The 20,363-nt window shown below is 72.8% G+C and carries 14 protein-coding genes and 1 riboswitch; of the genes, 8 read left to right on the top strand and 6 right to left on the bottom strand.

All coding sequences use genetic code 11. The features are described 5' to 3' along the window. Positions 1–35: 35 nt before the first annotated feature. The 7 genes from AMIS_RS32740 to AMIS_RS32710 are packed head-to-tail and all read left to right on the top strand — an operon-like array spanning position 36 to position 8,968. Positions 36–989, top strand: a complete 954-nt coding sequence (locus tag AMIS_RS32740; protein WP_014446751.1) for a glycosyltransferase family 2 protein — start codon at positions 36–38, stop codon at positions 987–989. Continuing rightward, positions 986–2,101, top strand: a complete 1,116-nt coding sequence (locus AMIS_RS32735) for a glycosyltransferase family 4 protein (protein WP_014446750.1) — start codon at positions 986–988, stop codon at positions 2,099–2,101. Before AMIS_RS32740 ends, AMIS_RS32735 begins: the two co-directional genes overlap by 4 nt. Beyond that, positions 2,098–4,032, top strand: a complete 1,935-nt coding sequence (locus tag AMIS_RS32730; protein WP_197537982.1) for a hypothetical protein — start codon at positions 2,098–2,100, stop codon at positions 4,030–4,032. The genes AMIS_RS32735 and AMIS_RS32730 overlap by 4 nt, the downstream gene beginning before the upstream one ends. After that, on the top strand, positions 4,029–5,075 hold the full coding sequence (locus tag AMIS_RS32725) for a hypothetical protein (RefSeq protein WP_014446748.1): 1,047 nt from the start codon (positions 4,029–4,031) through the stop codon (positions 5,073–5,075). The genes AMIS_RS32730 and AMIS_RS32725 overlap by 4 nt, the downstream gene beginning before the upstream one ends. Then, positions 5,069–6,526 (top strand): lipopolysaccharide biosynthesis protein, encoded by a 1,458-nt coding sequence (locus AMIS_RS32720; protein ID WP_014446747.1) that lies wholly within the window; start codon positions 5,069–5,071, stop codon positions 6,524–6,526. The genes AMIS_RS32725 and AMIS_RS32720 overlap by 7 nt, the downstream gene beginning before the upstream one ends. Then, on the top strand, positions 6,523–7,770 hold the full coding sequence (locus AMIS_RS32715) for a glycosyltransferase family 4 protein (RefSeq protein WP_014446746.1): 1,248 nt from the start codon (positions 6,523–6,525) through the stop codon (positions 7,768–7,770). Before AMIS_RS32720 ends, AMIS_RS32715 begins: the two co-directional genes overlap by 4 nt. After that, a complete protein-coding gene (locus tag AMIS_RS32710; RefSeq protein WP_051042227.1) occupies positions 7,745–8,968 on the top strand; it encodes a glycosyltransferase in 1,224 nt (407 codons plus the stop codon). Before AMIS_RS32715 ends, AMIS_RS32710 begins: the two co-directional genes overlap by 26 nt. On the opposite strand, the gene AMIS_RS32705 is transcribed toward AMIS_RS32710, so the two are convergent. The 4 genes from AMIS_RS32705 to AMIS_RS32690 all read right to left on the bottom strand — a co-directional run bounded on the left by AMIS_RS32705 (position 8,908) and on the right by AMIS_RS32690 (position 14,161). Beyond that, the gene (locus AMIS_RS32705; protein ID WP_014446744.1) at positions 8,908–10,473 is read right to left on the bottom strand and encodes a cellulase family glycosylhydrolase; all 1,566 of its coding nucleotides are present in this window, start codon (positions 10,471–10,473) and stop codon (positions 8,908–8,910) included. The genes AMIS_RS32710 and AMIS_RS32705 overlap by 61 nt on opposite strands. Before the next feature lie 160 nt (positions 10,474–10,633). Continuing rightward, positions 10,634–12,169: a precorrin-2 C(20)-methyltransferase gene (locus tag AMIS_RS32700; protein WP_041830205.1), complete on the bottom strand. Its 1,536-nt coding sequence runs from the start codon at positions 12,167–12,169 to the stop codon at positions 10,634–10,636. 4 nt (positions 12,170–12,173) lie between these two features. Then, positions 12,174–12,791 (bottom strand): precorrin-8X methylmutase, encoded by a 618-nt coding sequence (locus AMIS_RS32695; protein WP_014446742.1) that lies wholly within the window; start codon positions 12,789–12,791, stop codon positions 12,174–12,176. Further along, on the bottom strand, positions 12,791–14,161 hold the full coding sequence (locus tag AMIS_RS32690; protein ID WP_157435154.1) for a precorrin-3B synthase: 1,371 nt from the start codon (positions 14,159–14,161) through the stop codon (positions 12,791–12,793). Before AMIS_RS32690 ends, AMIS_RS32695 begins: the two co-directional genes overlap by 1 nt. Positions 14,162–14,426: 265 nt before the next feature. Further along, a riboswitch (adenosylcobalamin (AdoCbl) riboswitch) is annotated at positions 14,427–14,503 on the top strand. 53 nt (positions 14,504–14,556) lie between these two features. Between AMIS_RS32690 and cobN the strand changes: the two genes are divergently transcribed. Continuing rightward, positions 14,557–18,108 (top strand): cobaltochelatase subunit CobN, encoded by a 3,552-nt coding sequence (gene cobN / locus AMIS_RS32685; protein ID WP_014446740.1) that lies wholly within the window; start codon positions 14,557–14,559, stop codon positions 18,106–18,108. A 189-nt stretch (positions 18,109–18,297) separates the two neighbouring features. Here cobN and cobF read toward each other — a convergent pair whose 3' ends face one another. Beyond that, entirely contained in the window at positions 18,298–19,059 is a 762-nt protein-coding gene (gene cobF, locus AMIS_RS32680; RefSeq protein ID WP_014446739.1) for a precorrin-6A synthase (deacetylating), read from the bottom strand. Between the two features lie 16 nt (positions 19,060–19,075). Continuing rightward, complete coding sequence (dinB, locus tag AMIS_RS32675) at positions 19,076–20,362, bottom strand: DNA polymerase IV (protein ID WP_014446738.1); 1,287 nt, start codon at positions 20,360–20,362, stop codon at positions 19,076–19,078. Position 20,363: the final 1 nt, after the last annotated feature.

The following is a 20,363-nucleotide window of genomic DNA, read 5'->3' as shown; positions in this document are numbered from 1 at the left end:
CCCTGCCCGATATCCTGCCCGATCGGAGACAGCTGATGCCCACGGTCAACCGTGTGCTTTCCGACGAGACCGGCGCCGAGCGGACCATCGCCGAGCCGCATGCCAGGCCCGAGTCAACGAGAACCGAGCCATCCGGAACCGAGACCACCAGGAGTGAATCCGCCGGGACCGAGACCGATCGCACCGACCCGGTCCCGGCCGAGCCGGTCGGCAACGAACCCACGGTCAGCGTGATCGTCCCGGCGCTGAACGAGGCCCGGAACCTCCCGCACGTGTTCGCACGGCTCCCGCAGGTGGACGAGATCGTGCTCGTCGACGGCGGGTCCACGGACGACACCGTGGCCGTCGCCCGCCGGCTGCGGCCCGACATCCGCGTCGTCCGGCAGAACCGCCGAGGCAAGGGAAATGCTCTGGCCTGCGGTTTCGCTGCCGCAACGGGCGACATCATCGTCATGATCGACGCCGACGGGTCGACCGACCCGCTGGAGATCCCGAGCTTCGTGCAGACGTTGCTCTCCGGCGCCGACTTCGCGAAAGGCTCCCGGTTCTCCGCGACCGGGGGCAGTGCCGACATCACCCGGCTGCGCCGGGCCGGCAACAGGTGCCTGAGCCTGCTGGTCAACGTGCTCTTCGGCACCCGGTACAGCGACCTCTGTTACGGCTACAACGCGTTCTGGGCCCGGCACCTGGAGGTCTTCGACCTGGACCACACGTCGCCCGCGCCGGACACCGCGGACGGCCGCCTCTGGGGCGACGGGTTCGAGATCGAGACGCTGCTGAACCTGCGTGCGGCCCGGGCCCGGCTCGACATCGTCGAGGTGCCCAGCTTCGAGCACTCCCGGATCCACGGGGTGAGCAACCTCAACGCGCTCACCGACGGGATGCGGGTCCTGCGGACCATCGCCCGCGAGTGGCGGCCGCGCCGGACCGCCCGCGGCGCCGCGGTGAAGCCGGGGCCGGTCGAACAGAAGAAGGCGCCTGTCGGATGAGGGTCGGTGTCGTCTCGAACGCGTACCACCCGGACATCGGCGGGGTGGAGACCCATGTGAAGCGTCTCTGCGCCGGCCTGATCGACGCCGGCGACGACGTCGAGGTGATCACCCAGCACGCCGCCCGGTCCGTGGAGACCGTCGACGGCGTGCTGGTCCGGCGTTTCCCGCTCACCGTTCCCGCGGGCAACTACCGCCTGTCACTTCCGCTCTGGCGGTGGTTGCGCATCCATGCGCAGGAGTACGACGTCCTGCACGTCCACAGCTATCACGCGCTCGCCGCGCTCTGTGCCGCACTCGGCAACCCCGGGACACCGATGGTCTTCACGCCGCACTACCACGGGACCGGGCACACCCGGTTCCGGGCCGCGCTGCACCCGCTCTACCGCCCGTTCGGGCGCATCGTCCTGAAGCGATCCAGCGCGGTCGTCTGCGTCACCGCCGCCGAGCGTGACCTGCTGCTGAAGCACTTCCCGGACGTCGCCGACCGGACCGTGGTCATCCCGAACGGCACCGACCCGCGCCCGCCGCTGCCCCCGGCGCCACCGCGGATCGGCGTGCCGGCCCAGGTCCGCCGGATCCTCTGCGTCGGGCGGCTGGAGCAGTACAAACGGGTCGACCGGGTGATCCGGGCGATGGCGCACCTCGGCCCGGACCACCGGCTCGACGTGGTCGGCACCGGACCGGCCGGCGCGCAATGGCGTCAGCTCGCGGCCCGGCTCGGCCTCGCCGGACAGGTGGTCTTCCACGGCCGCCTCGACGACGCCGCGTTCGCGTCCTGCCTGGCCGGCGCGTCCGCCGCGGTCTCCGCCTCGGCGCACGAGGCGTTCGGGCTGTCGGTGGCCGACGCGCTCGCCGCCGGGCTGCCCACGGTCGCCGCGCCGATCCCGGCGCACCAGGAGGTGGCCCGCCTCGCCGGGGACGGCGTCTGGCTGCGATACGCCGATCCGGACGACGAGGCCGACCTGGCCGCCGCCATGATCGAGGCGACCACGGCCGGGCGTCGACGCCCGGCCACGCTCCCCACCTGGGACGACGTGGTCGGCGGGATCCGCGACGTCTACACCGCCGTGACAAGCCGACCGGCGACCGCGGGGGCCGTCGGCCGATGAGTGTGACCACGGCCGGTCGGTTGTCCCGTGCCCGTGTTCCCCGCGGCGGTCTCGCCCGCGACGACGCGCCGGGCTTCTCCGGCGGCGTCCGGGAGACGGCCTGGTGCGCGGCGACGCTCACGGCCGCCGCGGCGGCCGGTGCGGCCGCGCTGGTGGTCGCGTACCGGCGGGCCGAGTGGGGGGAGCCGGGCCAGTTCGCCTTCTTCTGGGCGGGCATGGTGCTCTTCACGCTGCCGGCGGCCTATTGGGGGGTACGCCGGAGCACCGCTCCCCGGCTGCGCCTCGCCGTGCTCGCCGGCTACGCGTGCTTCACCTACCTGCCCAAACTGTTGCGCAACCCGTCCGGCCCGCTCTACCACGACGAATACGCGCACTGGGGCCAGGCACACGACATCCTCCTGGACGGCCGCCTCTTCCAGCAGAACTCGATCGTCCGGGTGATCGGCGACTATCCGGGCCTGCACGCGACGGTCTCCTCGATGGCGGCGCTCACCGGCCTCACCGTCTGGCACGCCGCCCTGCTCGTGCTGATCACCGCGCACGTGCTGCTGGTGCTCGGCGTCGCGGCGGTCGCCGGCCAGCTCTGGCCGGATCCCCGGATCGGTGTCGCGGCCGCGTTCGTCTACAGCCTGAACAGCTCGTTCCTGTTCTTCGACACCCAGCTCGGGTACGAGTCGCTGGCGATCGCGGTGCTGGTCTGGGCGCTGGCCTGCGCGCTGCGGGCGATGCGGTCGTCCCGCCGGGGCGTCCGTATCGGCTGGTCCGCTGTCGCGCTGCTGCTCGCTGTCGTGACCGTGGCGACCCATCACCTGACCGCGATCTGGCTCACCGGGATCCTCGGCCTGATCGCGATCACCTGCACGCTCCGCGGCGGCGAGCTGATCGGTGTGGCCCGCGTGGCATGGGGACTCGCCGCCCGGACCGGCCTGATCACCGTCCTCTGGATGGCGGCGATCGCCCCGCGGACCAGCAGCTATCTCGATCCGTACCTGGGCCGGGCGCTCGGCCAGTTCGGCGGGCTCGCGGGCGGGGGATCGGGCGGGCGGACGCTGTTCAGCCAGTCGATCGCGCCCTGGTGGGAACGGGCCACGGCGTACGCGGCACCGGGCTTCGCTCTCCTCGTGATGACCGGGGCGGCCGCGCTCTGGTGGCGGCGCAGACGCACCGCCGATCCGCTCACCTCGGCCGGCACGGCAGCGATGCTGCTGGTCGGCGCGTTGTACTTCCCGGCCACGCTGCTGATCCTCACCCCGGCCGGAGCCGAGGGCGCGCGGCGTTCCTGGGCGTTCAGCTACCTCGGCATCGCCGTTGCCGCCGCCCCCTTGATCATCGCACTCCTGGACCGGCGACGGCGCGTTTTCGCAGGTTATCTGCTTCTGACCGGGTGTGCGCTGATGCTGGTGGGCAACAACGCGGCCGGGATGAACCCGTCCTACCGGTTCCCCGGCCCACCGGTCTTCGGCTCGGACACCCGGGCCGCCACCCCGGAGGTTCTCGCGGCCGCCGCCTGGCTCCGGGAGACGCAGGGACGGGAGATCCGGCTGGTCGCGGACAGGTACTCCGGGCTGATCTTCGGGTCGTACGGCGAACAGCAGCCGACGACCGGGTCCGCCACGTTCCCGACCTACGACCTGTACCGCGCCGGGCCCGGCCGGCCGATCTCGGCGGCGCTGCTGGAGCAGCTGCGCAGCTGGCGGTTCGAGTTCCTGGTGGTGGACCGGCGGATGGCCGAACAGGTGCCCGACATCAGGATCTATTTCGAGACGAACGAGCCGATCCCGCACGACGGCCGGCCCGCGTTCACCAGGGCCCAGCTCACCAAGTTCGACACCATGCCGTGGCTGATCAAGATGTACGACGGCCCGCACGTGGCGATCTACCGGTTCGACTTCGGCAGGCTCGGCGCGACGACCCGTGGGAGCGTGCGATGACGACGATCCGGCTCGCGCTTCTGGCCGCCGCCGGCCTGGCCATGACACTGGCGGGCAGTGGGCGGGTCGCGGTGGCGGCGCCGTTCTGCCTGGTGGCGCTCCTGACCACCGGGGAGCTGCTGCTGCGAGCCCTGCCCGGCCCGCCGGTGCCCGAGGCTCCTGGCGTGCCCGGGGCTGCTGGTGTCCCCGGGGCTCGGCTTGCGCTTGCCGCGCTGGCGGGGCTGGTGACGTTGCCGCTGGTGGCGCTCGTGCTGCATGCGATCGGGACGCCGGTGCGAAGCGTGCCGCTGGTGGCCGGGATCGCGGTGGCCGCGACCCTGGCGACTGCCGGTGCGCTGCTGCGTGAGCGATGGACGGCCCGTGCGGCGGCCACGGCGGGTGACGACGCGGCGGGTGACGGGGTGGCGGTGGCTGCGGGGCGGCGGTCGTGGGTGGGTGACGGGGTGGCGGTGGCTGTTCCGGTGCTGCTGGCGGTCGTCATCGGCGGGGTGGCCACCCGGGTCTACGTGGCGTCGCCCCGGCCCGAGCAGCCCGGATATCTCAGCGTGGCGCTCAACGGATGGGCGGCGGGGATCAGTGCGCCGGTCACGGTTCCGGTGCGAGGGCTGGCGGTGCCGATCCGGGTGACGAGCGCGGGTCTGGCGACGGTCACCATCCCGTTGCGGCTGCGGGTCGGCGGGCGGCTGATCACGGCTCGGCCGGTGACGGTGGGAGCGGACACGGTGCGGTCGCTCACCGTGAACCTGCCGGCGCTGCCGCCGGACGGGTGCCTGCGGGCGGTGAGCATCAGCGTGGGGTCGACCAGCACCGGGTTCTACGCGCGCGGCCCGGTCCGCGGCGCCCGGGTCACGGCCGGCGCCCGAGCTTCGATCACCGGGCCGGGGGCCGGCGCTCACCGCCTGCCGATCGCCCCCGGAACGGTGGCCCCGGGAGCCACGGCGCGCGGAACGGCTACGCGGGGGACGGTCACCCCGGGGACTGCTGCTCGGGGGGTGGGCGCTGCGTGGACGGGCGCCGGCGTTCGGGGGCGCACGACGTGCTGATCAGGACGGCCCGGCGGCTCCGGGACGACTCGCTGGCGCGGAACAGCCTGCTCATCATGGCCACCACGGTGGTCAACGGCGGGCTCGGCTACCTCTACTGGATGCTGGCGGCCCGGTGCGTGCCCGCCTCGGAGATCGGCACGGCCACCGCGCTGATCTCGGCGGCCACCGCGGTCAGCATGATCGCGCAGCTCGGCGCCGGGCACATGTTCATCCAGCGGCTGCCCGGCGCCGGCCCGGCCCGCTGGTCACGGATCGTCAGCGGTGGCCTGATCTTCGCCGCGGCGGCCACCGCGGCGGCGGCGACCGCGGCCGCGCTGATCGTGCCGCGGGTCGCCGGGAACTTCGGCTTTCTCGCCGGGCTGCCCGGTCTGGCCGCGCTGGTCTGCGCCGCGGTCGCGGTCACGCTCACGACGTTGCTGGACAACGTCTACGTCGCGCATCGGGCCGGGCACGGCATGCTGGTCCGCAACCTGGCCGTCGCGGCCGGCAAGATCCTGGCGCTGCTGGCGATCCTGAGTCTCCCGGGCGGCGGCGCGGGCTGGGCCGAGGCCGTGCTGCTCTCCTGGACCCTGCCGACGTTGCTGGTCAGCGTCCTGACCGTGATCGTCGGGCCGGGGCGGCTGCGGCCCGGCGCACGGCTGCGACCAGCGGGAATCCGGTCCGAGCTGCCGCACCTGTGGACCGCGCTGACCGGCCATCATCTGATCAACCTGGCGCAGGCCGGCCCGGCCGCGCTGCTCCCGGTGCTGGTCACGGCCCGGCTCGGCTCGGACGCCAACGCGCACTTCTACCTGGCCTGGATGACCGCGTCGATGCTGTTCATGGTCTCGCCGGCGGTGGCGTCCGCGCTCTACGCCGAACGTACCAACGCGGCGCGGGCCGGCGTGGGACGGGCCGCCGTCGTGGTGCTGGCCCTGGTCGGCGCGCCGGCGCTGGTGCTGCTCGCGGCCGGTGACGCGATTCTCGGCATGTTCAGCGCCGGATACGCCGCCGAGGGTGGCCTGCTCCTGAAGATCCTGGTGGTGGCGGCGCTGCCGGACGCGGTCACGAATCTGGCGGTGGCGCACTGGCGGTCGCGGGGCGACTTCCGGCGCTGCCGCCGGCTCAACGCGGTCCGGGCCGGGGCGTGCCTGCTGCTCACCTGGTGGCTGCTGCCGGGGCTGGGGGTGACCGGTGCCGGCGTCGCCTGGCTGGCCGGCCAGACCACGAGCGCGCTGCTGGTCGCGGCGCTGGCCGGGCGTCAGAGGTTCGGGCGTCAGAGGCTCGGGCGTCACGGGTTCGGGCTTCGAGGGCTCGGACCAGGGGCGTCGGAGACAACCTCGGGGGCGGTGGCTCACCGGAGGCGCCAGGGGACGGCCACCCGTGCGGTTGGGGAGCCGGTGCCCGTACATCTCGAAGGTGAGAAGGACCGGCAGAGAGCCGGCGGCAAGCCGGGGGGTTTCCAGTGAGAATCCTGCACCTTTCCAACCTGTACGCGCCGGTCATCGGCGGGCTGGAACGGAGCATCGCGACGAGCAGCGAGGCGATGGTGCGACGCGGGCACGAGGTCACCGTGCTGACGCTGGCGACGCCTGCGGCGCCGCACGACGAGGAGATCAACGGGGTACGGGTGGTGCGCGTCCGCAGTGTCGCGAGCACGATGCTGCCCCGGCTGAACGCGGATCCCGCCAAGCCGTTCCATCCTACCCTTCCCGACCCGCTGACCACCGCGGACATCGCGCGAGTGCTCCGCACGAACACGTTCGACGTGGTGCACAGCCACGACTGGCTGATGTACAGCTACCTGCCGCTGCGGTTCGGCCGGCTCGGGCTGCCGCACGTGCACACCGCGCACGACTTCGGGCTGACCTGCGTGCGCAAGACGTTCTCCCGCAACGGGCGTCGCTGCACGTCAGGGCCGAGCCTGGGCCGCTGCGTCGGCTGCGCGAGCGCCCAGTACGGCCGGCCGCGCTCGGCGGTGCTCACCGCCGGGCTGCGGGCGCAGCACCACCGGGGGATCGACACGCTCACCGCCATCTCGTCCTCGGTCGCGTCCGCGCTGAACCTGGCCCGGCTCCCCGGTGAGCTGCCGGTACGGGTGATCTCCAGCCTGGTGCCGGACGGCCTGGACACGCTGGCCAGGCAGACGCCCCGGCCGGACTGGCTGCCGGACGAGCCCTACCTGCTCTTCGTCGGGCAACTCGGCCCGCACAAGGGCATCGACGTGCTGTTCACGGCGTATCGGCGGCTGGTGTCCTCGGCATCGGCCCTGCATCCGGCCGTGCCCCGGCTGGTCTGCCTCGGCGCGCTGCGGCCGGACACCCCGCCGGTGCCGCCCGGCGTGGTGGTCCGCCACGACGTGCCGCACGCGCAGGTCATGGCGGCCTGGCACGGCGCCGCAGCCGGCGTCGTCCCGTCCCTGCTGGAGGGGATGGGCCAGGTCGCCGTCGAGGCGATGCTGGCCGGCGCGCCGCTCGTCGCATCGGCGTCCGGCGGCCTGCTCGACGTGGTGCACGACGGGGTGGACGGGCTGCTCGTCCCGCCCGGCGACCCGGATCTGCTGCACACCGCGCTGCTGCGCGTGCTCACCGACCGTGACCTGGCCGGACGGCTGCGCGCCGCGGGCCGGGAGCGCGGGCTCGACTTCACCGCTGCCCGCGTGGTTCCCGAGATCGAGGAGGTCTACCGTGACTGCATCGCCAACGCCACCTGACCAGCCCTGTTCGGATCAGCGGACTCGCATCCTCGTGGTCGGCTCGGGCTGGCGGTTCCTCTCCGGGATCAGTTATTACACCTGCCGGCTGAGCAACGCGCTGACCTCGAGACACGACGTCGGCGTGATCCTGATGCGCCGGCTGCTGCCGGCCCGGCTCTACCCCGGCCGGGAGCGGGTCGGTCACTCGCTTGCCGACCTGCGCTACGAGCCTTCGGTACGGGTGTTCGACGGCGTCGACTGGTTCGCCGTGCCGTCGCTGTTCCGGGCCGTGCGGTTCCTCCGCTCCTACCGGCCGGACGTGCTGGTGCTGCAGTGGTGGACCGGCGCGGTGCTGCACTCGTACCTCGCGCTGGTGGCGGCGGCGCGGTCACTCGGCATCCGGGTGGTGGTGGAGTTCCACGAGGTGCAGGACACCGGCGAGGCGCGGCACGCGTGGGCGGCCCGGTACGTCCGGCGGTGCATCCAGCCGCTGCTGCGGCGCACCGACGGGGTGATCGTGCACTCCGCGTTCGACCGCAGGGCGGTCACCGAGTCGTTCGGCATCGGTGCGACGCCGGTCGAGGTGGCGCTGCACGGGCCGTTCGACCATCACGAGCCGGTGGCGCGGCGGGCCGGCACGCCGGGTGTCTGCCGGCTGCTGTTCTTCGGGACGATCCGGCCGTACAAGGGCCTGGAAGACCTGGTCGAGGCGTTCACCGGGCTCGGGCCGGGATACCACCTGACGATCGTGGGGGAGACCTGGGAGGGGTGGACGCTGCCCGGCGAGATGATCCTGGACTCGCCGGTCCGGGACCGGATCACGTTCGTGAACCGGTACGTCGCGGACGCCGAGGTGAACGACTTCTTCGCGGGGGCGGACGTGGTGGTTCTGCCGTACCGGCGCAGCTCGGCCAGCGGGCCGCTGCACATCGCGATGAGCCACGGGGTACCGGTGGTGGTGACCGCGGTCGGCGGCCTGGTGGAGGCCGCCGACCGGTACAGCGGGACGGTCTTCGTGCCGCCGGCGTCACCGGCGGAGCTCGCGCTCGGCATCACGCGTGCCGCCGGCCTGACCGGCCGGCGGCACGCGGATCCGTCGTCGTGGCAGTCGACGGTGGACGCCTACGACCGTTTGATCGCCCGGATCGGGACGGTTCAGGAGAACGACACGTCGTCGAACCAGACCGCCCCGGAGTTGTCGCCGGACTTGAGGTGAAGCTGGACGCTTGTCGCACCGGCCGGGGCCGTCGCGTCGATGGTCAGCTTCGTCCAGTTGCTGTCGCCCGGCGCGACGGACTTCGACGACACCTGGCCCAGCCACTTGTCGTTCACGTCGAACCAGCTCAGCGCCATCTCGTTGGAGCCGGTCACGTCCCGGCCCATGGCCCACGCCTCGGCGTGCCACTTCTGGCCGGGCAGCACCGGGGTGACCGGCGCGGTACGCACCGACGGCAGCCCGCTCCTGCTCCGGCCGGTGTCCGAGAAGCGCGCCGACCCGGAACCGGTGCGCGCGACGTCCCGGACCCGGACCGCGGCGCCGGCCTCGGCCAGGTACGGCCGCCACGGCGAGCTGGTCGAGGCTGCCTCGAACCCGAGGTCCAGCACGCTGTTCGTGATCGCGCCGCCGGTCCAGGCGGTGCGGACCACCGAGGCGGCCGCCTTCGCGGTGCCGTCGGCGCGGTACAGGCCGTACTTGTACTGCGCGGGCAGCTTCGAGACCTGCGAGTTCGACGGGATCGCGCCGTTGTGGAAGTCGCTCAGCGTCCACGGCGCCACCGAGCCGACCTGGGCGACCTTCGCGGCCGCCAGGACCCGGGCCAGGAACGCGGCCTGCTCACCCTCGCTGGCCGACGCGGTGCTGAGGCCGGTCTCCCCGATCACGATCGGGGAGGGGGCGACCGCCGCCTGCGCCTTGCGGATCTCGGCGAGGGAGCGCTCCGAGTTGCCGTAGAAGTGGAAGTCGTAGTAGTCCAGCGGGGTGCTGCGCAGGCTCGACTTGATCTTCGCCATGGCGGGGGCGCCACCCTGGGCGTCGACCGAGAGCGTCAGCGGCATCCGCGGGACGGCCGCCCGGATCGCCGGGATGATCTGCTTGGCCCACGCGACGGCGGCGGCGTCGTTCGGGTTGAACTCGTTCTTCACCTCGACCGTGATGACCCGGGGGTCGGTTGCGTACGGCTTGAGCACGGCCTTCGCCCAGGCGGCGCTGCGGGTCACGTCGGTGTATCCCGCCCACCAGTCGAACAGGGTGAGCTTGACGGTCAGCCCGTACGAGTCGGCGATGCTGACGAACTTGCGCAGCTTCTCGGTGTACTCGGTCTTCGGCGTGGGGTAGCCGAACGCCTGGGGGAACACGATGAGACGGACACTGTCGGCACCGAGCGTGGCGGCCTTCGCCATGTCAGCGTCGATCTTGTCGCCGTTGTAATTCGTCCACATCGCCGACCAGCCGGCGTCGGACGGGTAGTAGTTGATCGTCTTGGCGGCGAGCGTGGCGTCGAGCCGGCTCTTCAGCGTCGCGACCGTCTGACCCTGAACCTTCACCGCCGGGCTCTTGACGGCCGGGCTCTTGGTGGCCGGGCTCTTGGTGGCTTTCACGGTGGTCGCGGTCTTCGGGGCCGGGCTCGGCTTGGTCGCGGCCGTGGCCTCCCCGGCCGGCGTCACGACGGCAAGGAGCAGCGAGGATACGACGATCGCTGCGCGGCTGCGAACAGTCTTCACGGGAGGTCAGCCCTTCACTATCTCGTCTATCGGTCTGACCACTCCTTTCGGTCGGGTACTCGGGTGACCGGAGACTTCCGTCGATGCAGTGCGGTTGCGAGGTGGGAGCGGACCGGTGCATGCTCTTCATTCCCCGGTCCGCGGCCGATGGTGGGCGGCGTCACTCCGCCGGGTACGTCCTCGGGGTGTAGACCGCTGTCGTCCCGTCGCCCCTGGTCACCGCGCGGGTCTGGGACGAGCCGACGATCAGCAGGCAGCGCATGTCCACGGTCGCCGGGTCGAGGTCGCCCAGCGTGGTGACCCGGACCGACTCGGCCGGACCGCCGACGTCCCGGCCGACCACCACCGGAGTGTCCGCCGACCGGTGCTCCAACAGCAGTTTCTGCGCCCGGACCAGCTGCTCGGTGCGGGTCTTCGAGGCCGGGTTGTAGATCGCGATCACCAGGTCGGCGGCGGCCGCCGCGGTGAGTCGTTTCTCGATCACCGACCAGGGCTTGAGCCGGTCGGAGAGGGAGAGCGTGCAGAAATCGTGGCCGAGCGGGGCGCCGGCCCGGCTCGCCACCGCCTGCGCGGCGGTCAGGCCGGGAACGATCCGGACGCCGACATCGCGCCACTGCGGGTCCTCGGCGGTCTCCAGCACCGCCGCCGCCATCGCGAAGACGCCCGGGTCACCGGACGAGACCACGGCCACCCGGCGGCCCCGTTTCGCCAGGTCCAGGGCGAACGCGGCACGCTCGGCCTCGACCCGGTTGTCGGACGGGTGCCGCCGCTGCCGGGGGGTCACCGGCACCCGGTCCACGTAAGGCCCGTACCCGATCACGTCGTCGGCGGCGGCGAGGGCGGCCTGCGCCTCCGGCGTGAGCCAGTCGCGCGGGCCGGGCCCGAGGCCGATCACCGTGACGCCGCCGGTCCGCTCCTCGGCGGCGTCTCCTCCCATGAACGCCGCCGCGGCCGGGCTGGGCAGGAGCGCCAGCGAGAAGTACGGCACCGTCTCCGGGTCCACCTCGCTCAGCGGCCCTGACCGTTCCCGATCAGTGGTGGCGCGCTCCACATACCACGCGTCGGCCAGCCGGCCGGAGCGCTCCAGGGCCTCGCGGACCCCGGTGAACGTGCGGCCCAGCTTCATCACGGCGGCCGAGTCCGTGGTGGACAGCCGGGTCGCCAGCTCCTCCGGCGGGAGGGTGCCGGGCAGCACGGTGAGCACCTCGTCGCGCTCCATCAGCGGGCGGCCGAGGACGGCGGAGGCCGCGCTCACCGACGTCACGCCGGGGACGACAGTCGTCTCGTACCGGTCGGCGAGGCGCTTGTGCATGTGCATGTAGGAGCCGTAGAAGAACGGGTCGCCCTCGGCGAGCACCACCACGTCACGGCCGGCGTCCAGGTGCGCGGCGAGCCGGGCGGCCGCCTCGGCGTAGAACTCGTCGATCGCGCCCTGGTAGCCACCGGGGTGATCGGTCCCCTCGGTGGTCACCGGGTAGATCAGCGGTTCCTCGATCTGCCCGTCCCGGAAGTAACCCGCGGCGATCGCGCGGGCGTTGCTGCGGCCGTGCCGGGCCGCGTGGTACGCCACCACGTCGGCCGCCTCGATCAGCCGGGCGGCCTTCACCGTGACCAGCTCGGGGTCGCCGGGGCCGAGCCCGACGCCGTAGAGCCGGCCGGGCGGTGTCGCGTTGGTGGTATTGGCGCTGGTCGTCATGTGCCTACTCATTTTCCGATGCCAGGGCGTTGATGGCGGCGGCGGTCATGGCGCTGCCTCCGCGCCGCCCGCGCACGATCAGGTATTCCAGTCCGGAGCCGGCGAGCGCCTCCTTGGACTCGGCCGCGCCGATGAAACCGACCGGGATCCCGAGCACCGCCGCCGGCCGGGGCGCCCCCGCCTCGATCATCTCGAGCAGGCGGAACAGCGCGGTCGGCGCGTTGCCGATCGCCACCACGGCGCCCTCCAGCCGGTCACCCCAGAGATCCATGGCGGCGGCGCTGCGGGTGTTGCCGATCCGGGCCGCGATCTCCGGCACGGCCGGGTCCCGCAGCGTGCAGATCACGTCGTTGGCGGCGGGCAGCCGGGCGCGGGTCACGCCGGAGGCCACCATCTCCGCGTCGCAGAGGATCGGGGCGCCGCCGAGCAGCGCCTTCCTCGCGGCGGTGGCCACGCCGGGACTGAACCGTACGTCCTCGACCAGGTCCACCATCCCGCAGGCGTGGATCATCCGCACCACGACGCGGGCCACATCGGACGGCAGGCCGCTCAGGTCCGCCTCGGCCCGGATCGTGGCGAACGACCGCTTGTAGATCTCAGCGCCGTCGCGCACGTACTCCATCAGGGCCTCCTCGCTGCCGCCACGACAGCTCCAAGATCGCGGCGGGGGTCAACGGTGTCGGTGTCGGTGTCGGTCGCGGCGCCGGCGTCCGGGTGGGACACCCGGTAGCCGACGGGGGTGGCCTGGACCTGGACGTGCCGGCCCGCGGGGCTGCCGCACGCCCGCGCGCAGCCGACCCAGTGGACCGGGAGGCCGTCGACGAACCGGGCGGATCGGGTGGCGTCGGCCCGGACGTCGGCGAGGGATTTCGCGCAACCGGGGCGGCCGGCGCACGCGGTGACACCCACCCACGGCGAGTCCGCCGCCAGTGCCAGACCGGAATCGATCAGCTGGTCCGCCCACGGTGCCGCGTCGGCGCGCGGGAGGTCGGTCACCAGCACGCCGCGCCACGGTGTGATGACGAGCCGGGTCGCCTTCTCCAAGACCTTCATGGGTACGCCCCCGAGCCGCCCGAGGGGGACCAGCGCACCCACCGCGACGAGCGGGGAGCCGGGTTGGTCAAGCACACCGAGCAGATCCCCGGGCTCCAGCACCTCGACCGGCGTGGCGGGTTCCGGGTCGCGCGGGGCGGTCGTCGCGGCGGCGGCGGGCTTGCCGTGCGCCTCGGCCGCGTTGTGGGCGGCGGCCGGTTCGTGCGCGGCGGCCGGGTCGTGGGCGGCGCGGACGCGGGCGGTTACGCGGGAGGGGCCGTCGGTGAGCTCGCGCAGACGCCAGGCCGCTGGGCCGCCGGAGCGTTGTGCTTCCCGCTCGGCGAGGAACGCGTGTGCCGCCGCCAGCATCGTCGGGACCACGGCGTCCTCGTCCACGCGGATGCCGGTGTCGTGGCCGCCGAGCCGGATCACGAACCGGCCGCCCGTGCCGGTGCGGGTAGTGCCACCGGCAATCGTGCTGCCCGTGGCGGTGCCGGCGGGCGACGTGCCGGCGGGGACGGCGGTGACGTCGGCGGCTAGGGGGACGTGTCCGATCGCGAACAGGAACTTGCCCGGGAGCCCGGACAGGGCGGGGTCGCCGATGAGAGCGGCGTCCAGCCGGGCGACCAGGGCGCGGATCACCGGGCCGGCCAGCACGGGCGCGGCAATGTTCCGTACCGCATCGTGGGTTGCCGACGGCAGGAGGCCGGCGGCGCGCAAGCGAGCGGCCAAGGTCTCCGCGTCCTTCGCTTGCACGCCTCTGACCTGGAGGTTCGCTCGGGAGGTCAGCTCCAGGAAACCGTCGCCGAACTGCTCGGTCAGCTCACGCAGGGCCCGCAGCTGCTCGCCGCTCAGCACGCCGGCGGGCAGGCGGACACGCGCCAGCAGCCCGTCGGCCGCGGCATGCAACCGCAGAGCGCCGGGGCAGGCGTCGGTGTCGGACTGCCGGAGGGGTGTCACGGCCCGGATACTACGGGCGGCCACCGACAGGACCACATCCTCGGGTCGCCCTCCGGCTGTATCGGCTCGGCTGTACTGGGACGGCGCGGCTGGATCGGCTCGGCTGGATCGGCTCGGCTGGATCGGCTCGGCTGGATCGGCTCGGCTGGATCGGCTCGGCTGGATCGGCTCGGCTGGATCGGCTCGGCTGTATCGGTGATGTCACCCCACCTTGACGGCGGGCCGGAGCGTTCGGAAAGGTGGGAGCTCTACGAGCGGCGAAGCCGCGGAGGAAGCCGGTGCGAATCCGGCGCGGTCCCGCCACTGTGACCGGGTTCTGTGCCCGGAAGTCAGGAACTCCGTTCGCCGTGATCCCAACGACTCCGGGGCGCGGACCCCGAGGGGGAGCGCAACGCGTGTTTCTGCTGCTGTCGACGTCCGACACCGACCTGCTCAGCGCCCGGGCCAGCGGCTCGGCCTGGCGGCTGGGCAACCCGGCCCGGACCTCGGTCGCCGATCTTCCCGCCCTGCTCGACGGCGTCGACCTGGTCGTCGTCCGCATCCTCGGTGGCCGCCGTGCCTTCCAGGAGGGCCTGGACTCCTTGCTCGCCGCCGACGTCCCGGTGGTCGTCCTCGGCGGTGAGCAGGCCCCGGACGCCGACCTGATGAAACTCTCCACGGTCCCGGCCGGTGTCGCGGCGGACGCGCACGTCTACCTCGCGCAAGGCGGTGCGGAGAACCTCGCCTCGCTGCACGACTTCCTGTCGGACACGGTGCTGCTGACCGGCAACGGGTTCGCGCCGGCCGTCGAGGCGCCGCAGTGGGGTGTGCTGCCGCGCGCCGCGTCCGAGGGCGGGCCGGCGACCGTGGCGGTTCTCTACTATCGCGCCCATCACATGGCCGGGAACACGGCGTTCGTCGAGGCGCTCTGCCAGGCGATCGAGGCGAAGGGCGCCCGCGCGCTGCCGATCTTCACGGCGTCGCTGCGGACCGCGCCGCCGGAGCTGCTGGCCGAGCTGCGCACCGCGGACGCCCTGGTGGTGACCGTGCTCGCGGCCGGTGGCACCAAACCGGCGACGGCGGGCGCCGGTGGCGACGACGAGGCCTGGGACGTCGGCGTGCTCGCCGACCTGGACGTGCCGATCCTGCAGGGACTCTGCCTGACCAGCTCGCGGGCCGCATGGGAGGCGAGCGACGACGGGCTGTCGCCGCTGGACGCCGCCACGCAGGTGGCGATCCCGGAGTTCGACGGGCGGATCATCACGGTCCCGTTCTCGTTCAAGGAGATCGACCCGGACGGGCTGTCGGTCTATGTCGCCGACCCGGAGCGGGCCTCGCGGGTCGCCGGGATCGCGGTGGCGCACGCCCGGCTGCGGCACGTGCCGCCGGCCGAGCGCAAGATCGTCCTGATGCTGTCGGCCTACCCGACCAAGCACTCGCGGATCGGCAACGCGGTCGGCCTGGACACGCCGGCCTCGACCGTGGCGCTGCTGGACGCCCTCTCCACGGCCGGTTACCGGATCGGGGAGTTCGGCTCCTACGACGGCGACGGGCTGATCCACGCGCTGATCGCGGCCGGCGGGCAGGACCCGGACTGGCTGACCGAGGAGCAGCTCGCGGGCAACCCGGTGCGCATTTCTGGCATTTCGTATAAATCGTGGTTCGACACTCTGCCCGAGGACTTCCGGCATCGCGTCGCGGAGCATTGGGGACCCGCTCCGGGTGAGCTCTACGTCGACGGCGGCGACATCGTCCTGGCCGCGCTGCGCGACGAGAACATCGTGGTCATGGTCCAGCCGCCGCGCGGGTTCGGCGCCAACCCGGTCGCGATCTACCACGACCCGGACCTGCCGCCGTCACATCACTACCTGGCCGCGTACCGGTGGATCGCCGACGACTTCGGCGCGCACGCGGTGGTCCACGTCGGCAAGCACGGCAATCTGGAGTGGCTGCCCGGCAAGAACGTCGGCATGTCCGCCTCGGACGGCACCGACGCGGCACTCGGTGACCTGCCGCTGATCTACCCGTTCCTGGTGAACGACCCGGGCGAGGGCACGCAGGCCAAGCGCCGCGCCCACGCCACGCTCGTCGACCACCTGATCCCGCCGATGGCGCGCGCCGAGTCCTACGGCGACATCGCCCGCCTGGAGCAGCTGCTCGACGAGCACGCGAACATCGCCGCGCTCGACCCGGCGAAACTGCCGGCGATCCGGGCGCAGATCTGGACGCTGATCCAGGCCGCGAAGATGGACCACGACCTCGGGCAGTCACAGCGCCCCGAGGACGAGGAATTCGACGACTTCATCATGCACGTCGACGGATGGCTGTGTGAGGTCAAGGACGTGCAGATCCGGGACGGGCTGCACGTGCTCGGCGCGGCCCCGGCCGGCGAGGCGCGGATCAACCTGGTGCTCGCCATGCTGCGGGCACGGCAGATGTGGGCCGGGAAGGTGGCCGCGCTGCCGGGTCTGCGGGAGGCGCTGGGCCTGGCCGAGGACGCCTCCACGGCCGAGACCGACGCGGTCGAGGAGCGCGCGCGGGCGCTGGTGACCGCGATGGAGGAACGTGGCTGGCCGGCGGAGGTGCCCGCTGACCTGGGCACTCCCGGCGATGAGTCGGACGAGGTGCGCCGGGTTCTCCAGTTCGCCGCCACCGAGATCGTCCCTCGGCTCGCGAAGACCACCGACGAGATCACGCACGTGCTGCACGCGCTCAGCGGCGGTTACGTCCCGGCCGGTCCGAGCGGCTCCCCGCTGCGCGGCCTGATCAACGTGCTGCCGACCGGCCGCAACTTCTACTCGGTCGACCCGAAGGCGATCCCCAGCGCGCTCGCCTGGGAGACCGGGCAGGCCATGGCGGACTCGCTGCTCGACCGCTACCGCGCCGACCACGACGGCGCCTGGCCGAAGTCGATCGGCATCTCCGCGTGGGGCACGAGCGCCATGCGTACCGCCGGCGACGACATCGCCGAGATCCTCGCCCTGATCGGCGTGCGGCCGAACTGGGACCCGGCGTCCCGGCGGGTCACCGGCCTGGAGCCGATCTCGAGCGAGGAGCTGGGCCGGCCCCGGATCGACGTGACCGTGCGCATCTCCGGGTTCTTCCGGGACGCGTTCCCGCACGTGGTGGCGATGCTCGACGACGCGTTCACGATGGTCGCGGCGCTGGACGAGCCGGACAACTACGTCCGCGAGCACGCGCTGCGCGACCAGGGCGAGCACGGCGACTGGCGGCGGGCCACCATGCGGATCTTCGGGTCGCGGCCGGGTGCGTACGGCGCCGGGATCCTGCCACTGATGGACAGCCGGAACTGGCGCGACGACGCCGATCTGGCCGAGGTCTACGCGGTGTGGGGCGGTTTCGCGTACGGGCGGGACCTGGACGGCGTCCCGGCGCGGCCGGACATGGAGAACGCGTACCGGCGGATCGAGGTCGCCGCGAAGAACATCGACACCCGCGAGCACGACATCGCGGACTCCGATGACTACTTCCAGTACCACGGCGGCATGATCGCCACGGTTCGCGCGCTCACCGGCAAGGCGCCGGCCGCGTACATCGGCGACTCCACCAACCCGGACCAGGCACGGACCCGCAGCCTGACCGAGGAGACCGCCCGGATCTTCCGGGCCCGGGTGGTGAACCCGCGCTGGATCGCCGCGATGCGGCGGCACGGCTACAAGGGCGCGTTCGAGCTCGCGGCCACGGTCGATTACCTCTTCGGGTACGACGCGACGGCCGGCGTGGTGACCGACTGGATGTACGAGCAGCTCGCGGCGAGTTACGTGCTCGACCCGGACAACCAGAAGTTCATGCGGGAGTCCAACCCGTGGGCGCTGCACGGCATCAGCGAGCGGCTGCTGGAGGCGGCCGAACGCAAACTCTGGGAGTCACCCGAGCCGGAAACCCTGGCCGCGCTCCAGCAGCTCTACCTGGAGACCGAGGGCGAGCTGGAGGACGGCCCCGCCTAGAGTCGGCGCCTGCTGCCGCGTCGTCACGTTGATGCGGTTGAAGAGGTTGCTGGTGGCGATCCACAACACGATCGCCACCAGCTCCGTCGCGGTAGCCATGCCGCCGGAGGCGGCGGTGCGCCTGGGGCGGTGTCGGCTGAGGGTGTCGGCTGAGGGTGGTGTCGGCTGAGGGTGGTTTCGCGGCTCGGGTCAGTCGTCGGTGGTGGGGCGGCGGCGCAGCAGGTAGGTGTCCATGATCCAGCCGTGGCGCTCGCGGGCCTCGGCGCGGGTCTTGACGATCTCCTCCGCCACGTCGGCGACCCGGCCGGACGCGAGCAGCTCGTCCTCGGTGCTCACGTAGGCACCCCAGTAGATCTCCGCCTCGGGGTGCGCGGTGAACGCCTGCTGCGCGTCGAGCATCACGACCACGTCGTCGACGCCCTCGGGCCAGCCCTCGGCGAGCCGCCGGCCGGTGGTGATCTGGAACGGCTGGCCGACCCGGTTCAGCCCGACGCGGTGCTTCGCTGCGAGTGCGGACACGCTGCTGATGCCGGGGATCACCTCGTACTCGAAGGTGGCCTCGCCCCGCTCCAGGATCTCGTCGAGGATCGCGATCGTGGAGTCGTAGAGCGACGGGTCGCCCCAGACCAGGAACGCGCCGATCTCGTCCTCCCGGAGGTGCTCGCTGATCAGCTCCTCGAAGACCTGGGAACGCCGGTGCCGCCAGTCGGCGATCGTGCCGGTGTAGTCGGCCGGGGTGCGGTCGCGGTCCGGATCGCGGCCCTCGACGATCCGCTTGTGCGGGTGCGAGTAGGCCCGGATGATCCGCTCGCGCAGGTCGACCAGGCTCTGCTTGGCCTCGCCCTTGTCGATCAGGAAGAACACGTTGGTCCGGCCGATCGCCTTGGCCGCCTGGAGGGTCAGATGGTCCGGGTCGCCGGCGCCGATCCCGATCACGTAGATCTTCCGCATGGGGAAGAAGTCTGCCTCAGTCGCTCAGGAGGGGGACCGAGGGGGAGAGGTTCCGCCCGATCATCGCGGCTCGGCGCAGCGAGCCGGCCCCGAAGCGGTCGCGCACCCGGTCCACCGCCGCGTCCAGCCCGCCCGGGTCCGGCCCGTCCGAGCCCCGCCCGCCCTGAGCCGGCCTGCCCTGATCCGGCCTGCCCTGATCCGGCCTGGCCGAGCCCGGCCTGCCCGGGTTTGTGGTGGCGCTGTCGAACGGCAGCTCCAGCTGCACGTTCCCCTCGCCGTCCAGGTTGCTGACCGCGACGCCGACGAGAGTGAGCCCGCGCTCGGCGATCAGCGGCCGGGCCTCGCGCAGCAGGCCCTCCGCCGTACGCAGGATGGCCTCGGTCCCCATCGTGGCCTTGAGCAGGCTGCGGGACCGGGTGGCCCGGCTGAAGTCGGCGAACCGCAGGCGCAGCGTGACGGTCCGCCCGGCTCGGTGCGCCCGGCGCATCCGGCGGGTCACCCGGTCGACGAGGGCCGCCAGTGTCGCCACCACGTGCTCCTCGCTGTGCGAGCCGTCCCGCCGGGAACCGGCGCCCAGCGCGCACTGCGCCCCGATCGAGCCGCGGCGGTGGCCGGTGTCGACCCGGCGGGGATCGCGATTGTGGGCGAGCGCGTGCAGGTGCCGCCCGGCGTGGGCGCCGAGCATCGACACGAGGGCCGCCTCGCCGATCCGGGCCACGTGCCCGACCGTGTGGATCTGCCGCTCGCGCAGCTTGCCGGCGGTGACCGGGCCGACGCCCCAGAGTTTCTCCACCGGCAGCGGGTGCAGGAACGCGAGCTCCCCGCCGGGCGGCACCACCAGCAGCCCGTCCGGTTTGCCGGCGCCGCTCGCCACCTTGGCCAGGAACTTGGTGCCGGCCACGCCGACCGTGATCGGCAGCCCGGCCCGCTCGCGCACGTCGGCGCGCAGCCGTTGCGCGATCTCCACCGGGCCGCCCCGGATCCTGCGGAGACCGTCGACGTCGAGGAACGCCTCGTCGATGGAGAGCGGCTCGACGATCGGGGTGGTGTCGTCGAAGATCTCGAAGACCCGGCGGCTGGCCTCCGCATAGGCCGACATGCGAGGTGGAACCACGATCGCCTGCGGGCAGAGGGCCCGGGCGCGGCCCAGAGCCATCGGTGTGCGGACGCCGAACGCCTTCGCCTCGTAGCTGGCCGCCAGCACCACGCCGCCGCCCACGAGAACGGGCCGGCCGCGCAGCGCGGGGTCGTCGCGCTGCTCGACCGACGCGTAGAAGGAGTCCAGGTCGGCGTGCAGGATCACG

The sequence above is a fragment of the Actinoplanes missouriensis 431 genome, from assembly GCF_000284295.1.
GTDB lineage: Bacteria > Actinomycetota > Actinomycetes > Mycobacteriales > Micromonosporaceae > Actinoplanes > Actinoplanes missouriensis.
The sequence above is the reverse complement of the archived record's forward strand: the minus strand, read 5'-3'. Positions and strand labels throughout refer to the sequence as shown.

What these genes read in the sequence shown, in the direction of transcription:
- AMIS_RS32740 (WP_014446751.1), top strand. Translation starts at nt 36, where the DNA reads ATGCCCACGGTCAACCGTGTGCTTTCCGACGAGACCGGCGCCGAGCGG.
- AMIS_RS32735 (WP_014446750.1), top strand. Translation starts at nt 986, where the DNA reads ATGAGGGTCGGTGTCGTCTCGAACGCGTACCACCCGGACATCGGCGGG.
- AMIS_RS32730 (WP_197537982.1), top strand. Translation starts at nt 2,098, where the DNA reads ATGAGTGTGACCACGGCCGGTCGGTTGTCCCGTGCCCGTGTTCCCCGC.
- AMIS_RS32725 (WP_014446748.1), top strand. Translation starts at nt 4,029, where the DNA reads ATGACGACGATCCGGCTCGCGCTTCTGGCCGCCGCCGGCCTGGCCATG.
- AMIS_RS32700 (WP_041830205.1), bottom strand. Translation starts at nt 12,169, where the DNA reads ATGACGACCAGCGCCAATACCACCAACGCGACACCGCCCGGCCGGCTC.
- AMIS_RS32695 (WP_014446742.1), bottom strand. Translation starts at nt 12,791, where the DNA reads ATGGAGTACGTGCGCGACGGCGCTGAGATCTACAAGCGGTCGTTCGCC.
- cobF (WP_014446739.1), bottom strand. Translation starts at nt 19,059, where the DNA reads ATGCGGAAGATCTACGTGATCGGGATCGGCGCCGGCGACCCGGACCAT.